Source organism: Peribacillus sp. FSL M8-0224 (genome assembly GCF_038003055.1).
Taxonomy (GTDB): domain Bacteria; phylum Bacillota; class Bacilli; order Bacillales; family DSM-1321; genus Peribacillus; species Peribacillus frigoritolerans.
Genome location: NZ_JBBOOJ010000001.1, coordinates 496,491 through 513,105, shown reverse-complemented (window position 1 = coordinate 513,105; position 16,615 = coordinate 496,491). Strand labels below are relative to the sequence as shown.

The window sequence follows — 16,615 nt, the reverse complement described above, 5'->3', positions numbered from 1 at the left end:
GCATGATTTCAATGGGAATTCTGGATTTCCTCTAATCCACTTTTCATTCATCCAACCTTCCGTAAATGTTATAAACCCCTGCCCGATCGGGGGCAGGGGCAAAAAAGTATGGATTACCGATTTAACAAGCTGCCCACATAGCGCAGCAAATCATTGGCTGAAGTCGAATTATATCCGTGCTCGTCTATAAGTCTCGTGATGACCTCGTTCACTTTCTTCAGTTGCCTTTCGTCTGGTGTCTTCGTTGAAGTAGTGATCTTAACGACATCCTTCAAATCTGCGAATAGTTTTTTCTGGATCGCTTCCCGTAAACGATCATGGGAATTATAATCAAATCGCTTCCCTTTACGGGCATATGCTGAAATTCGAATCAATATTTCTTCGCGGAATGCTTTTTTTGCATTCTCGGAAATTCCAATTTGCTCTTCTATCGAGCGCATCAATTTTTCATCTGGGTTGATTTCTTCGCCAGTCAATGGATCGCGCAGCCTTGATTTATTGCAGTATGCTTCGACATTATCCAGATAATTATCCATGAGGATTTTCGCCGACTCTTCATATGAATATACAAAAGCTTTTTGCACTTCATTTTTTGCAATGGCATCGTATTCTTTACGTGCCAGTGAAATGAAATTCAAATACCGCTCCCGAAGTTCGTTCGTAATGGACGGATGCTGGTCAAGACCTGCTTTTAATGACATAAGTACATCCAATGCATTAATGGACGGATTTTCCTTACGAATGATCGTGGAGGAAATCCGGTTAATTACGTAACGCGGGTCGATTCCGCTCATGCCTTCGTCCTGATATTCTTTTTTCAATTCATTGATGTCTGCGGAATTAAATCCTTCAACATTTTCCCCATCATAAAGCCTCATCTTTTTCACTAAATCGATATCACCCTTTTTGGGATCTTTCAGGCGGGTCATGATGCTGAAGATTGCCGCCACCCTTAATGTATGCGGGGCAATATGAACATCCGAGACATCACTTTCACGAATCATTTTTTCATAAATCTTCTCTTCCTCGGTAACCTTCAAGTTATATGGAATAGGCATGACTATGATACGGGAATGCAATGCTTCATTTTTCTTGTTGGAAATGAACGCTTTATACTCCGTTTCATTCGTATGAGCCACAATGAGTTCATCTGCACTGATCAATGCAAAACGGCCAGCTTTAAAATTCCCCTCTTGTGTCAATGATAGCAAATGCCATAAGAATTTCTCATCACATTTCAGCATTTCCTGGAACTCCATCATCCCGCGGTTCGCCTTGTTCAGCTCGCCATCAAAGCGATAGGCACGCGGATCTGATTCAGAACCGTATTCGGCAATGGTCGAAAAATCGATGCTGCCCGTCAAGTCAGCAATATCCTGTGACTTAGGATCAGAAGGACTGAATGTTCCAATTCCAACACGCTTATCCTCCGAAAGGAAAATACGTTCGACCATCACATCTTCAATCCTGCTTCCATACTCCTGTTCTAACCTCATTACATTCAGCGGCGAAAGGTTTCCTTCAATCCTGATGCCATATTCTTCAAAGAAATCATCCCGTAAATACTGCGGAATGAGATGCAGTGGATCTTCATGCATCGGGCATCCTTTTATTGCATAAATCGCACCAGAGTCTTTCAACGAATAATTTTCAAGTCCACGCTTCAGTAAAGAAACGAGTGTGGACTTCCCACCTGACACCGGACCCATGAGAAGCAATATCCGCTTACGGACATCCAGCCGCTTTGCTGCCGGATGGAAATATTCCTCGATGAGCCTTTCCAGTGAATCTTCAAGGCCAAATAACTGACCGCTGAAAAAATTGTATTTCTTTGTTCCATTTACTTCTTCTATCCCTGCATCTCTGATCATGTTGTATACACGTGAATGAGCAGATTGAGCAACTAAAGGCGTTTCTTTCAATATTTCTAAGTACTCTGCGAAGGTGCCTTCCCACTTCAGCTTCTGTTCATCTTCTCTAAATTTTTCGATTTTCTTTAAAATATCCATTAAGGAACCTCCCCCTGTCACTTTCAGAGAATACTTAAATCTATGCTCCAAGTCTGACAAACATGTCAGACTTTAAAAAGTGGACGGGCATTGTTTCGAATCCCCTTTGACTCTCCATGTATCGAAAAGGGCTTAATCATTGAGAATTGAAGACAAATATGCTGACAAGAAAATTTGTGTGCACTCCTGCTAAAAATTAGGGTATACTAAGCCTATACTTAAGTGGGACAATATGGGTAAAGGGAGGTCACAACATGGGCACAGTTATTATCGTTGGAGTTGCTGTAACATTTTTAGCCGCTATCTTCACTGCCGGGTATGACGATAAACCAGGTGTGAAATAAAAAATAACAGCCTTTTCTAAAATTCAAAAAAAAAAGGGACAGCAAATTAAATTTGCCGTCCCTTTTTTGAAATATATAAATATAGAAGCACTTTCGAAGTCATTCACGAATGGCTTATTGAGCATGCCAATCGAATTGGCTTCATCATTTATACAGCGTCCTTTTCATCAGTTTGAGCTGCAACGTTGTTCTCCATCGATCTCAAGTCTTCATTTACTTTTTGTCCTTGTTCCAAATATTCCGTTTGGAAACCACTCTTTATTGCCCAACTATAAAACATTAGAGATAAACATGTAATGATGACCATGTCCAAACCAAATGGGATTATGTTTAGTCCACCAAACTTTTCACTGCCTAAGTATGAAATGGTCATCATACAGAGTAAGTAAACAACCATCCAAAGCCCTGCAGAAAAGTTTTGACGGAATCCCTTCCATTTTATTTTTGATTGATAATAGAAATAAACGGGAAGACCGGCCATAATGATAAATAATACTTGACCTGTCAGCGGCCATCTTGCCCAATATAGAACCAAAGAAGCAAAGACAAAGCCCAGTGGTGCAATGATGCTTAATCCTTTTAAACGTAATGGTCTGTACAAGTTCTGACCTGTGCGTCTTAATGTCATAACAGTAACTGGACCTGTAATATAGGAGACTAAAGTCGCAACTGAAATAACCTCTGCCAATACGCCCCAGCCTCTAAACATGAATAAAAATAAGAAAGATACGCCTAGATTAAAAAACATGGCTTGACGCGGGATACCATAAAGAGGATGCAGTTTTCCAAACACGCTTGGCAAATATTTATTCTTTTCCATTCCATAAAGCATTCGTGACGTTGTCGCCGTGTATGTTATTCCTGTCCCCGAAGGAGAAATAAAAGCATCTACGTATAGTAAAATAACCAACCAGTTTATGCCTAAAACAATTGCTAAGTCAGCAAACGGTGAATTGAAATTCAAATGTTGCCATCCATTCACAATCATGGACGGGTCAACGGCTCCAATAAACGCAACCTGTAATAAAACGTAGATGACCGTTGCAATTAAAATGGATCCAATTACTGCAATTGGGATCGAACGTCCCGGATTCTTTGCCTCACCAGCCATATTAATTGGACTTTGAAAACCATTAAATGCAAAGATGATACCCGAAGTTGCTACAGCAGTAAGTACACTTGCCCAACCATTAGGAGCGATACTTCCCGCAGAGGTAAAATTGGATCCGTGAAACCCGGCAAATAAAAGTGAGCCAATCGTAAGTCCAGGAATAATAACCTTAAAGACTGTAATAAATGAATTAGCTTTCGAAAACAAACTGACTGTCCAGTAATTTAATAAAAAGTAGACGATCAGCAATACAGAGGCAATTGCCAAGCCTCCCCCAGTAAGACTCCCATTTTCTACTAAACCGTGTGTCCACTGTGCCCATTCCCATGGCCATGAGCTCATATATTGAACAGAAGCAATCGCTTCAACTGGAATTACGGAAACGATTGCAATCCAGTTTGCCCAGCCTGCAATAAACCCTAAAAACGATCCATGAGAGTACTGCGTGTATTTTACCATTCCCCCTGCTTCAGGAAACATAGACCCTAATTCACTGTAAGATAGTGCGATAAATAAAATAACAACCATCCCGATAATCCAAGAGATAATGGCAGCGGGTCCTGCAATCTGTGCCGCTCTCCAAGCTCCGAATAACCAACCTGAGCCAATAATTGACCCGAGTCCTACCATCATTAACGAAAATGTTCCCATCTTTCGCTGCATATTATTCATATATTTTTCACCATGCTTTCCAAAAATTATTCCTTACGTTTAAAAGTAACTGGATTAATGATTTGTGCCAGTGCGTCCAATTACATCTTAAAGTAATTGCTGCATTTACATCACCCCTTGTAAAAATTTGTAAATTTGATGAGAAAATCTTAAGGATGTCCTCTTATTGCTTCTATTAATTACACCGGAACTAAATTTTTCTGTATTTCAGAAAATGCTTAAATCCCATTCTTGTGCCATTTGTTTCAATAACAAACTACCTGCTACGCTATTCCCATATTCATCGATGGCTGGTCCATAAATACCAATGCCACATCCATCTTGAAAAGGCATTCCGCTTCTGGCACTTGGAGGAACAAGCGCCATGATCCCGCCAGATACTCCACTTTTGGCCGGCACCCCAATAAAAGCCGCAAATTTCCCCGAAGCATTGTACATACCGCAAGTAAGCATTAATGCTTTGGCCAGCTTAGCCACTTTTTTAGGGATTACTTGTTCTTTACGAACGGGATGGTAACCATCTTGAGAAAGAATCAGTCCAAGCAGGGCTATGTCTTCTGTGGTCACTTCTATGGAACATTGCATGAGGTAAACCTCTAAAGCTTCCTCTACTTCCGATTCCAAATAATTAGTCTCTTTCAAATAGTGAGCCAAAGCTCTATTTCTATGAGAGGTTTGCCACTCAGATTGATACACTTCCTCATTGATTGTCGGGCGCTTCCCTAACAAATTTTCAAATAGCCCATAGAGAAATTCCAATTTCTTTTGTGAAGAATCCCCTGGGAGAAGCGAAGCTACGGTAATCGCCCCAGCATTTATCATGGGATTAAACGGCTTTCCCGGCTTATGCATTTCTAAACGAATAATTGAATTGAAAGCATCTCCTGTCGGTTCCACATCGACCCTCTCTAACACATAAGAAATGCCACGACCCAAACATGCGGCAATAAAGCTAAGCACTTTTGAAATACTTTGCAGCGTGAAAGGAACTTCCCAATCCCCTGACTTGATCATTGTTCCACCCGGCTCCAGTATGGTAATGCCCAATTGCGATAAATGTGCATTTCTCAATGCCGGTATATAATTAGCGGTTTGTCCTTCAATAGCAAAGGATCTGTAATGTGCTACCCATTCATCTAAGTCGGATTTTCTTTGACTATTAACGTGAATGTCATACTCTTTTGACAATTCTTCAATCACATTCTTCCACCTCTTCAGTTGTTGTATCATTATATTTTCTAAATGAACGTTTTACCGAATGCCATCAAGCTTACATATAATAGATTCGATGAAAAAATAATGAATATTCTAAAAATTATTAAGCGCTTTCAAAAATTTATATCTTCCGTTAATTTTAAATTGGGAACTACATAATCATACGAAAACCTACAAAATCTAAAAAATAAAAATCCACTAAAAAAACGTATCCCGTTACCATTTTTTGTGGATAGAAAAACAGATTGGTTTTGCCATAATAGATTATAAGCCGTTCTATTCAGGAACAAAGTAAGCGTTGTATTGAAGCCGATGAAACTGTATACTGATTTTTTAAACAACTTGGGAGGTGACGACTTGAATCTCAGTACGTTAATGAAAAAAGAGGTCAACATCCTCGCTTTGATGTTGTTAACAGTGCCATTAGCAGGCGAATTGAGTTTTTATCCTTTAAATGAAACGTTTCGGGTAAGTTTTGGTCCGCCTGTCCTTTTCTTCTTTTTACTATTATTACAGAAAACACCTGCCATTTTTTCGGGCTTCCTCACAGGAACAATGGTTGTGGTATTTCGTATTCTTATAGATTTTTTCATGCATGATAGTTTTTCCTGGGCATCCGCTTTCCAAGTTCATTATCCTAGTTTTTTCTTTTATTTCACCTACTGCTTTCTTTTTTATTTGGTGAAAATAAATCGCTTTCAAAACCGATCTTTGCTGATTGGATTTATTGGTCTCATTATCGAAATATTGTCCGACTCTGTAGAATTGATTTTTCAATATATTGTGTTGGAAACAACCATTACGTTAGGTTCACTAAACGAGATGATCATGATCGCATTCGCCCACAGTTTCATCGTTTTAAGCTTTTTTAATATGATGAAATTATATGAAGCACAATCAAGGGAAAGGCAAATCACAAAACAAAATGAACATATGCTTATGCTCATTTCCAACTTATATGAGGAAACGATTCATTTAAAAAAAACATTAAAGAATGCTGAGAATATTACTAAGAAATCGTATGATTTATATCGAGATTTAAAAGCTCTGGAAAAACGGGACAAGCACCCTCATGTTCATCCTGAGCCATATAGTCAAAAAGCATTGCGCATTGCGGGTGAAATGCATGAAGTCAAGAAAGATAATCAACGGATTTTTGCTGGTCTCTCCAAATTGATTTCCAATGAGAGTTTTAAAGATTACATGAATGCAGCTGAACTTTTTCATTTAATTATCCGAATTAATGAAAAATATGCCTTATCACTAGGAAAGGATATTCAATTTGAATACTCATTGGAGGGGAAAAACGATTCACCTTATCATGTGTATACCGTGTTATCTCTTTTCAATAATTTAGTCGCTAATGCAGTGGAAGCAATTAAAGAAAAAGGAATCGTCCGTTTAAGTTTGGGTGAAGTCCATGACCATGTAGAATTTAAAGTTGCTGATACCGGACCTGGAATTCCTCAAAAATATCAGACTGTGATATTCAAACCTGGATTCACTTCAAAATATGATCATTTCGGGACACCCTCAACAGGGATAGGTCTCTCATATGTAAAAGAGGTCGTAAAAGAACTGGGAGGCGACATCCTATTTGAGAATAGTTTTGACGGCGCCATTTTTTCCATAAGATTACCCATTCATAAGTTGGTCCAGAAAGGATGATTCCATGCGTTTTTTTATAACAGATGATGATTGTGCCATACGTTCAAACTTAAGCCAAATTATAGAGAACGAAGATTTAGGAGAAGTGGTGGAGGAAGCCGAGGATGGAAGTCTATTAGAAGGGCATATTTTGAATTTAAAACAAATTGATATTTTATTTATTGATTTATTAATGCCCATCCGGGATGGGATTGAGACACTTCGTCATATAAAAAATACATTTAACGGGAAAATAATAATGATTTCGCAGGTTGAATCAAAGGAGCTGATTGGTGAGGCATACTCACTTGGAATCGATTATTATATTACTAAACCAATCAATCGGATTGAGATATTAACAGTTATCCGAAAAGTTATGGAACGTATTCATTTAGAAAGATCAATCACAAATATCCAAGCCTCTTTAAATGGTGTATTGAACTTTGAACAGCCAAAGGTTGATAATTCCAATAGTTTTAATGAAAAAAGTATAAGGGAGGTGGGTGAATTCCTTTTATCGGAATTAGGGGTCGTTGGAGAAAATGGCGCAAAAGATTTAATGGAAATGCTTCAGTATTTATTTATGTATGAACGGACTTTTACTTTTGGAAAGCAATTCCCCACCCTTAAAGATATCTTTGTAGAAATCACCAAAAAAAAGCTCGGCACAGCAGCTTTGCAGGTAGATATCAATCGGGAAATAAAAGCTGCCGAACAGCGAATTCGCAGAACGATTAACCATTCGTTAAATCATTTCGCGTCGCTCGGTTTAACGGATTTTTCAAATCCTAAGTTTGAAAATTACGCTTCCAAATTTTTCGATTTTACAGTCGTTCGCCAAAAGATGAAAGAACTGCAAAATGATTCAACGGTAGTTCTTACACCTACCCGGGTAAATACAAAAAAGTTTATTCAAGTATTTTATTTCGAAGCGAAACGATTGAATCCTGATGAAATCATAAGATATAGATAATCCCTATTAATACAAAAAACTGCTGAAGCACTCAAAAAACATAAAATCCCCTGAAGATTTCAGGGGATTTTTTAGCCAGTTCTTATTTTTTCAGCAATAAATACATGAAATAAGGAGCACCGATCAATGCAACCATGATACCTGCAGGGATCCCCTCGGGTTCAATTATATTACGGCCTATCGTATCGGCAAGCAGCAATAGCCATCCACCGATTAAAATGGCAACCGGAATGAATAGTTGATTTCGAGGTCCTACCAAGGATTTTGCTATATGCGGGGACATAAGTCCAATGAATGCAATTCCGCCTGTAACAGAAACGGCAGCCGCTGCCAGTGCTACAGCCGTGATCAGCAGTACGATCCGCTCCTTTTCAATCGATACACCGACCCCAATTGCGACCGGTTCACTTAAACCAAGCAGATTCAAACGATTTGCTTTATATAAAGTGAATGGAATAAGGATGATTAACCATGGAATGATTGCCCAAATGAAAGGCCAATCCGTGCCCCATATATTTCCTGCCAACCATTTTGCGATGAAATCGACCTTCGCTCGTTCCGCTGACGAAATGAGGACAATCATCAGGCCAGAAAGCGCCATTGAAAAACCTACGCCGATCAACACTAACCGGACGGGTTCAAGTCCACTCTTCCTCTTGTATGAGAGGATATATATTAAACAGGCCGTCAGTAACGCTCCGATAAAACCGACAAGCGGAACCATATAAACAAACGAACCAGCGTCAAGCGGGAAAAACAGAAAGAAAGCGGCAATGGCAACACCTGCTCCCGAGTTGATCCCGATGATTCCGGGATCGGCTAAATCATTTCGTGTGATCCCTTGTAGAATGGCTCCCGACAGTGCAAGGGCCATGCCTGCTAAAAGGGTGATGATGATTCGCGGTAAGCGGACGGAAAATAATATGAATTCCTCTTTAAACGTCCCTTGCCCGAAGAGCGTTGGAAACAGTCGTCCTATAGAAAGATTGGAATATCCCGAACACGTCCCTATAATGATCGTAATGATGATGAGTGCACTCAATGCACCTATTATCCAACGCTGTTTTTTGACTAAAGCTGACTGGATCATGAAAATGCTTTACCTCCTTTACGCACGATTAGGAGGAAGAAAGGTAAACCTATCATCGCAACAACCGCTACCACAGGTGTTTCATATGGAGAATTGATCGTACGGCCGATCGTATCGGCAAGCAGCATGAAAGTGGCTCCCAAAATTGCAGACATAGGGAGGATGAATCGATAATCCGTACCCACGATAGCCCGAACGATATGTGGGACCATTAACCCGATGAACACCATATTTCCGACAAGCGCAACGGCAGCCCCTGCCAGGAGAATGATGACCACGAAGAGAACCGCCTTTATCTGTGTTGTCTTTTGCCCTAAGCCTACGGCCACTTCCTCACTTAAGCTAAGTATGGTGAGCTGTCTGGAAAAGATAAGGGAAATCAGGATGCCTATTAGAATGAACGGAACGATTACACGAAGCTGCTCCCATGAAGTTCCGATATTCCCTCCAGCTGTCCACATCGATACATCTTTTGATACCTTGAAATATATGCCGACCCCTTGGGAAACGGCAAATAGGAATGCAGAGACTGCAGCACCAGCCAGTACGATCCGCAAAGGTGAAAATCCTCCCTTTTTCATCGCACCGATTCCGAAAACCATGGTTGCCCCGACAGCGGCACCTATAAAACACGCAATCATGATCCCTAAATTATTAGCATTTGGAATGAATGCCAAAGTGATGGCGAGACCTGCATTGGCTCCTGCCGTCAATCCAAGCAACCCGGGATCGGCAAGTGGATTCCTGGTCATTCCCTGCATGATGGCCCCAGAAACGGCAAGCGCTGCACCCACAAAGATTGCCCCCACTTCACGAGGGAAGCGGATTTCCCGAATGATTGAAATCTTTTCACCGACAGCATTTGATGTCAGTGCTTGCCAAACGTCTTTAACGGTAACATCAGCCGCACCAAAAGCCATTGAAATAATGAACATGCCTATAAAGGCGACGATCGCTATGATCAGTTTACTTATAAATGGGATGAAACGTTGATTTTCATTAGTCATCTGTCTCTCTCATCTCTTTTTTTATAGAATAAAAGGAGAGGAATTGGAATCCCTCTCCCTCGCTGTATTATTTTCCAAGAAAACTTTTGGAAAAGAAGTCTAATTGGTAATCTAATGTGATTGGATCATTGAAATAGAATTTTTTTGCATCAGCTTCATATAGTTTATTGTTTTTAACGGCAGGTATGTTTTTAAACGTGTCAGTTTGTTGGAATGAATTGTCCTGATCTTTGTTATTGCTCAAAATCACATAATCACCGGCATAGTCTTTAAGGACTTCTAAGGATAAGGCAAAGTAACCATCTTTCAGCGCCACTTCTTTTACCTTTTCAGGCATACCCAATTTCATTTCTTGATAAAGGATTTCCGTTCCACGTCCCCAATTATCACCGTATACATAGAACTGTTTGTCAAACTTTTCGAAAACGGAAACGGTAGCATCTTCTCCAATTTTGGCTTTAATTTCATCACCGGTTGTTTTTGCCCGTTCTTTGAAATCATCCACCCATGCTTGAGCTTCTTTTTCTTTATTCAAAAGTTTACCGATTTCTACATGTTGTGTTAAGTAGTCCACTTTTCCGTATGTATAAGTTACGGTTGGAGCAATTTCCTTTAATTTATCGACATTTTTAATCGTCGATAAACCAATGATTAAATCCGGATTCAACTCGATGATTTTTTCCAGGTTTTCGTCCGTCACTTCTTCCACATCTTTTAACTCTTTAAAATTCGGGTTCATTTTAGACCAGGAATCAACCCCTACCAGGTTAACATCCAAAGCCATTACGTTACCTGCGAAAGATGATAGTACTAAAACACGCTGAGGATCTGCCGGAACTTCAACAGGACCATTTTCAGATTGATAGGTGATGGTACCTGATTTTTCTTTTTTGGAAGCGGAGCTTTTTTCCTTTTCGGCTGACTCGTTACCACAAGCACTAATAATTAACACTAACAGCAGTATAAACGGGATCAATATTTTTTTCATTTGTTGTCAAATCTCCTTTTAGTAAGTTGTATGTGCTGCACATTGGTTTGTTCGTTCGTTGATCTCGTCCGATTACCGCATCAATATGGAATACTTCCTTAAGAACTTCATGAGTGATGACTTCTTCACAATCTCCTGCTTTGACTATTTCCCCGTCCTTTAAGGCAATGATATAGTCGGCAAAGCGAGCAGCTTGGTTTAAATCATGAAGAACCATGACAATTGTACGTCCCTGTTCTACATTCAGCCTCTGTAATAATTCCAGAACCTCCAGCTGATGGGCCATATCCAAATAGGTGGTCGGCTCATCAAGGAAGATGATTTCCGTTTTCTGGGCAAGGGCCATCGCAATCCAAACACGCTGGCGCTGACCTCCTGACAGAGCATCCACGGGACGGAACTTGAAGTCTTTCGTGCCGGTCACTTCAAGTGCCCAATCAATCACATCATAGTCTTTCTGGGTCAGGCGCCCAAAACCTTTTTGATAGGGAAAGCGCCCATATGATACGAGCTCCCCAACCGTCAAACCGCTTGCACTCTCGGGTGTCTGCGGAAGTATGGCCATTTTTCTTGCAAGGATCTTAGTGCTTTCTTTTGAGATATTAACCCCATCTAAAACAACCGTACCTGATTGATTTGGAATGATTCTGGTGATCGCTTTCAAAAGTGTCGATTTCCCACATCCATTTGAACCGATGATCGTTGTGATTTTTTTATCTGGAATTTCCACACTGAGATCTTTTACAATTAAACGTTCACCATAACCAATATTCAAATTCTCTGTATATAGGCGAACCATTTTTTAACCTCCATTTACTGAAAAAATAGGTAAGTAAAAACTCAAATGAAAATGATTATCATTATCCACTACTTAATTACTATAATTCTATCTAAATATATTGTCAATGGTAATTTCATGGGCATATAAGAAGAAATTCTGACAGCATTTTTGGGGCCGGTCCGTATTACCGACTGACAAATGAACACAGTAAAGACCCCGGGGACACTTCCGGGATCTTTAGGTTTGGCTCATACTCAGGACTTTGGCAAAAATATTCCTAATAGGCCGTATTCATTAATCAATGTTTCTTAAATCCTTGCTTCTCAACATAATCTTTCATGTACAGCCTGCTTTTCTTTCCAAGCATTCCTGCCATTTGCCCGGTCCAGGTGTCTTTTCGTTTACCGTTAGTCCGAAGCTCATAATAACTGGAAATCGTTTCATTATACTCTTCAAGTTGTCCGATGAACTCTTGCTTATCCTCCTGATATCCATTTTCATGATAGATATTGGACAACGGCAAACGCGGCTTTTTATCCGAACGGTTTTTCGGATATCCGACCGCTAGAGCGAATAATGGTATAACACGATGCGGTATATTCAAAATCGCTGACACTTCCAGGAGATTATTGCGGATCCCGCCTATATAGCAAATGCCTAGATCCATCGATTCTGCCGCCAATGCTGCATTTTGGGCCGCTAGAGCCGCGTCAATACAGGCAACCATGAATTTCTCGGTACTTTCAATCGATTCGGACAGGTCCGTGTTTTCCATTTCGGAAACCATATCCTGACGATATAAATCGGCGCAAAAGACGAATAGATGTCCATTCTTCTCTACATATGACTGTGGTCCGGCAAGTTCGGCAAGCTTGGCTTTCTTTTCCGGGTCGGTTACCCCTATGATTGAATACGCTTGAATATAACTTGAAGTCGATGCAGCTTGGGCACATTCCACAATCGTATTGATTTGCTCCCCAGACAATAACTTGTCCTCAAAAGAACGAATGGAACGGTGATCTAAGATCTTCTCAATAATGTTATTCAATGCTCCCACCCCTAAAGAATATGTAAAGTATCCATCATCGGGGCTGAAATGCCCCCGATGACAGTATTGATGAAACTCAACCTTTTGTTTTCAAATCCAATTCACGGTAATTCTGCTGTCTAAGTGCTTCATAAACCAAGATGGCTGCCGTGTTCGACAGATTAAGGGAACGTACTTTATCCGTCATTGGAATCCGCAGGCACCGATCCATATTTTCTTGGATCAGATCTTTCGGCAGACCCGTCGTTTCACGGCCAAAAATGAAAAATATCTCTCTGTCTTGATCACTGTAATCGAAGCTCGAATGAGGCTGCTCCCCGAATTTCGTCAAGTAATAAAATTCACCGCCGGCGTTTCTTTCAAAAAACTCTTCTAACGAATCATAATAATGGATCTTTACATTCTCCCAGTAATCGAGCCCGGCCCGTTTGAGCTGTTTGTCATCCGTCGAGAAACCGAGCGGGCGAATGAGATGTAAAGACGTATCCGTCCCTGCACATGTTCTTGCGATATTTCCTGTATTTGCTGGAATCTGTGGTTGATATAAAACTACATGTATTGACACTTCATTTTCACCTCTAGTTTGAACTTCACCTTAATTATAGCATTAAACAAAAAAGACTAAAAACCAATCACCCTCCATCCAAAATCACAAAGAATTTATAAACGATGTTCGGTGTATATCTGGTTGAATCCTCATACGTCCAATATCGGTGACGGCTGTTCATCGTATGTGCATTCACAAGCGGCATCCCGTCCTGATCCTTCGCCGTTACAATCAAGTTATGGTCAAACCGTCCGTTCCCTTCGAAATCTATGCAGAGGATGTCGCCCAAATTCAATTCCTTGGCCGACTCCACCTGCTTTGTCCTGATGGCATTCCCGGCTTTAAGCAGATGATATAAAGAATGGGCTGTCGTCCATGTATAACTCCAGCTTTTCCCCCTTATCCACCAGCCCTTATTTTTATTTGGCGCCCCCCACATCGGTATTCCCCCTGCATGTAAACATTGTGAAATGTAATTCGTACAATCATCGGTGAATTTATAATAAGCCGGATTAAATTCATTCCACCAACGCTCGGCATATTGAACGGCCTTCATTCGATCATACTTATATGCGAGACGATCTGCGCCTGGATCACATTTTGGCGGTGCCTCTTCAGTTTCAAAGCTGGGAATCAACTCAATTTCATCCACTATATACCCATTTCGAAACCGTGCCTCCCTTTCTTCCATTTCTTCTTCTATATAAAATGAATCTTCCTGTTTCAATAAATATTGCAGATGGACATGATAGGTCAGGACTGTATCCCTGTCTTCCTTTCTTTTCGAATGTACCTTGCCTGCCGCATTCACCCGAACAATTTCGGCAGCGCGGTTCCTCATCATTTCCTTCTTCAAATGTAACTTCCTTTCACCCCGTTCCAGATCATCTGAAGTATAAAACTCCACTCTTTCTTGTAAAAGGCGTTGCAATTGTTCCCTCAAGTTCATGCCCTCCTTCTTACCATCTATGCTAATGTGTATGTACGAGGGCATGGACAAAAACACAACTTCATAAATGCGGGAGTTTCAATCCTTACCCATAATGAAACTTTTTATATAGATTTTCCTTGAAGCTGCCGGAATATCTTAAGCAAAAAAGCCGCCCCGTTATATTTACGAGGCGGCTGCATTTTAAATATTATTTTGTTTCCAAGGTAAACTGCAGTCCTTTCTCAATTTCCGCCAATACCTCTTCATCCTTTTCCTTCATTCGAGCTTCTTCCAATGCGGAAACAGCCTGCTCCCGGCCAATTTTCCCAACTGCCCAGGCAGCCGTCCCCCTGATGACGGGCCGCGGATCATTCTTCATGACCTGTATCAATAGAGGCAATGCCGTTTCATCTTTGAAATGGGCCAATGCTAAAATGGCATTTCGTTGGATTGGTTTTTTACCGCGCCAAGAGCCAGATACATGGCCGTATGTCTCTTTGAAGTCCCGATTTGAAATCGTAAGCAGGGGTTTTAACAGCGGTTTCGCCAGCTCGGGGTCGGGTTCCATCTCTTCATGAAAATGAAAATCCATTCCTTTGTTTTTCGGACAAACGGTCTGGCATGTATCACATCCATACAAACGATTGCCTATTTTCGTCCTGAACTCATCCGGAAGGAAACCTTTTGTCTGTGTCAAGAACGCAATGCAACGCTTGGAATTTAGCTGCCCGCCCTGAACGAGCGCTCCAGTCGGGCAAACATCGACACATTTATTGCATGTCCCGCATTGATCTTCCATCGGTTGATCCGGTTCAAATGGCAGGTTGGTTATCATGTCTCCCAAGTATACATAAGAACCGAATTCCGGTGTGATGATCATACTGTTTTTTGCACTCCAGCCAATACCTGCACGCTCAGCCACTGCCCTATCGGATAACTCACCCGTATCAACCATGGACTTCATCATTGCCCCTGGCACTTTATCTTTAATGAAATTCTCAAGTAACTGCAATTTATTACGGAGAACGGTATGATAATCCGTTCCCCAAGACGCCCGGCAAAAGATCCCGCGGCGTTCACTTTTTGTACTTTGCGGAGCATCCTTCAATTTCGAAGGATAAGCAAGCGCAATCGAAATGATGGATTGCGGTTTATCGAATATCAATTCAGGCCTCACCCTTTTTTCTATATCGGCTTCTTCAAACCCTGACTGGTAATCCAGTTCCTGTTGACGTATCAGCCGACCTTTCAGTTCGGTGAAAGCCGTAGCCGAAGTAAAGCCAATTTTATCGATGCCGATTTCCTTACTATATAAAATCACTTCTTGCTTGAATGAGTTCATATCCATATTAATCACCTACGTTCATTCAGTATTCCCATTGAAGCTTGAATCCATTTCAAACCATTGCTATCTATGATAAACTAATTGCAATCATTTTTGGAGGTGAAACGGTTGGAAATTACCGTATCAGCTAATCTTAGCAGTAAAATCCCTGAATTCAAAGTCGGGGTCATTACATATGAAAACATCGAAGTAGGTCCCTCCCCGCAAATGGTGAAAGGAAGACTTCAACTATTTCAGGAAGCTCTTTTCTTCGACCTTGAAGAAAAGGAATTGACCGACTTTTCCGGCATTAAAGTGTGGCGGGAAATTTTCAAGGCTACAGGAACGAACCCGTCACGGTATCGTCCCTCCGTGGAAGCCCTTTACCGCCGCGTAAAAAAACAGAATTACTTGACACCCATCCATTCCGCCATCGATTTGAATAACTTCTTCTCACTGTTATATGAAGTTCCGATCGGCATTTATGATGCTGAAAAATTAACAGGAGACATCTCGATTAAGATTGGCGAGGGTTCAGATGGGTATGACGGTTTGAACGGCCGCTTGAATTCCATGGAAAATATGATTACCTCAGCCGATCATGCTGGCGCATTCGGAAGTCCTTACGTTGATTCAGAACGCACGAAAGTCACCGAAGAAACGAAAAAAGCTATCCAAATCATTTATTTACAACCCAATACTCCAATCACGGAAGCAGATCAGCTGACGAAATCCCTGATGGACATGTTCCTTGAAATCCATGGTGGTGAAGGGACTTACTCGATTGTAGAAGGATAATTAAAAATTGAACGAAATTAAACCCTTTCCACAATCGGAAGGGGTTTTTTATGATTTTTCCAATTAATAAAACCAGTCCGCTAGTATCCTTTTATTCAACCGAATCGATCCCTACCAAAAAGGCAATAAA

At 40.8% G+C, this 16,615-nt stretch carries 14 protein-coding genes; 3 read left to right on the top strand and 11 right to left on the bottom strand.

Features of this window, described 5'->3' with window-relative positions; all coding sequences use genetic code 11:
- Positions 1-113 precede the first annotated feature (113 nt).
- The 3 genes from MKX49_RS02475 to MKX49_RS02465 form a co-directional block, all read right to left on the bottom strand.
- On the bottom strand, positions 114-2,009 hold the full coding sequence (locus MKX49_RS02475; RefSeq protein WP_034315159.1) for a PrkA family serine protein kinase: 1,896 nt from the start codon (positions 2,007-2,009) through the stop codon (positions 114-116).
- A 492-nt stretch (positions 2,010-2,501) separates the two neighbouring features.
- The gene (locus tag MKX49_RS02470; RefSeq protein WP_340874680.1) at positions 2,502-4,136 is read right to left on the bottom strand and encodes an APC family permease; all 1,635 of its coding nucleotides are present in this window, start codon (positions 4,134-4,136) and stop codon (positions 2,502-2,504) included.
- Between the two features lie 207 nt (positions 4,137-4,343).
- On the bottom strand, positions 4,344-5,333 hold the full coding sequence (locus MKX49_RS02465; RefSeq protein ID WP_226990560.1) for a glutaminase: 990 nt from the start codon (positions 5,331-5,333) through the stop codon (positions 4,344-4,346).
- A gap of 423 nt (positions 5,334-5,756) precedes the next feature.
- Between MKX49_RS02465 and MKX49_RS02460 the strand changes: the two genes are divergently transcribed.
- Together MKX49_RS02460 and MKX49_RS02455 are read left to right on the top strand one after the other, a co-directional pair.
- Positions 5,757-7,019 carry a sensor histidine kinase gene (locus MKX49_RS02460; RefSeq protein ID WP_318291168.1) on the top strand — a complete coding sequence of 421 codons (1,263 nt, stop codon included), beginning with the start codon at positions 5,757-5,759 and terminating at the stop codon, positions 7,017-7,019.
- 4 nt (positions 7,020-7,023) lie between these two features.
- Positions 7,024-7,971, top strand: coding sequence for a response regulator (locus tag MKX49_RS02455; protein WP_251541106.1), 948 nt, complete (start codon positions 7,024-7,026; stop codon positions 7,969-7,971).
- 82 nt (positions 7,972-8,053) lie between these two features.
- On the opposite strand, the gene MKX49_RS02450 is transcribed toward MKX49_RS02455, so the two are convergent.
- The 8 genes from MKX49_RS02450 to queG all read right to left on the bottom strand — a co-directional run bounded on the left by MKX49_RS02450 (position 8,054) and on the right by queG (position 15,711).
- Positions 8,054-9,061, bottom strand: a complete 1,008-nt coding sequence (locus MKX49_RS02450; RefSeq protein ID WP_048689868.1) for a FecCD family ABC transporter permease — start codon at positions 9,059-9,061, stop codon at positions 8,054-8,056.
- Positions 9,058-10,068, bottom strand: coding sequence for a FecCD family ABC transporter permease (locus MKX49_RS02445; RefSeq protein ID WP_048689871.1), 1,011 nt, complete (start codon positions 10,066-10,068; stop codon positions 9,058-9,060). Before MKX49_RS02445 ends, MKX49_RS02450 begins: the two co-directional genes overlap by 4 nt.
- A 67-nt stretch (positions 10,069-10,135) precedes the next feature.
- A complete protein-coding gene (locus MKX49_RS02440; RefSeq protein ID WP_063596691.1) occupies positions 10,136-11,056 on the bottom strand; it encodes an ABC transporter substrate-binding protein in 921 nt (306 codons plus the stop codon).
- Positions 11,007-11,855, bottom strand: coding sequence for an ABC transporter ATP-binding protein (locus tag MKX49_RS02435; RefSeq protein ID WP_340874674.1), 849 nt, complete (start codon positions 11,853-11,855; stop codon positions 11,007-11,009). Before MKX49_RS02435 ends, MKX49_RS02440 begins: the two co-directional genes overlap by 50 nt.
- A gap of 280 nt (positions 11,856-12,135) precedes the next feature.
- Positions 12,136-12,885, bottom strand: a complete 750-nt coding sequence (gene nfsA, locus MKX49_RS02430; protein ID WP_340874671.1) for an oxygen-insensitive NADPH nitroreductase — start codon at positions 12,883-12,885, stop codon at positions 12,136-12,138.
- Positions 12,886-12,961: 76 nt separating this feature from the next.
- Positions 12,962-13,450 carry a tRNA (uridine(34)/cytosine(34)/5-carboxymethylaminomethyluridine(34)-2'-O)-methyltransferase TrmL gene (gene trmL / locus MKX49_RS02425; RefSeq protein ID WP_340874670.1) on the bottom strand — a complete coding sequence of 163 codons (489 nt, stop codon included), beginning with the start codon at positions 13,448-13,450 and terminating at the stop codon, positions 12,962-12,964.
- Positions 13,451-13,517: 67 nt separating this feature from the next.
- Positions 13,518-14,375 (bottom strand): amidase domain-containing protein, encoded by an 858-nt coding sequence (locus MKX49_RS02420; protein WP_063596687.1) that lies wholly within the window; start codon positions 14,373-14,375, stop codon positions 13,518-13,520.
- A 196-nt stretch (positions 14,376-14,571) separates the two neighbouring features.
- Positions 14,572-15,711 (bottom strand): tRNA epoxyqueuosine(34) reductase QueG, encoded by a 1,140-nt coding sequence (queG, locus tag MKX49_RS02415; protein WP_034315181.1) that lies wholly within the window; start codon positions 15,709-15,711, stop codon positions 14,572-14,574.
- A 105-nt stretch (positions 15,712-15,816) separates the two neighbouring features.
- Here queG and MKX49_RS02410 point away from each other — a divergent pair, with 105 nt between their 5' ends.
- Entirely contained in the window at positions 15,817-16,485 is a 669-nt protein-coding gene (locus tag MKX49_RS02410; protein WP_072272455.1) for a B3/B4 domain-containing protein, read from the top strand.
- Positions 16,486-16,615: the final 130 nt, after the last annotated feature.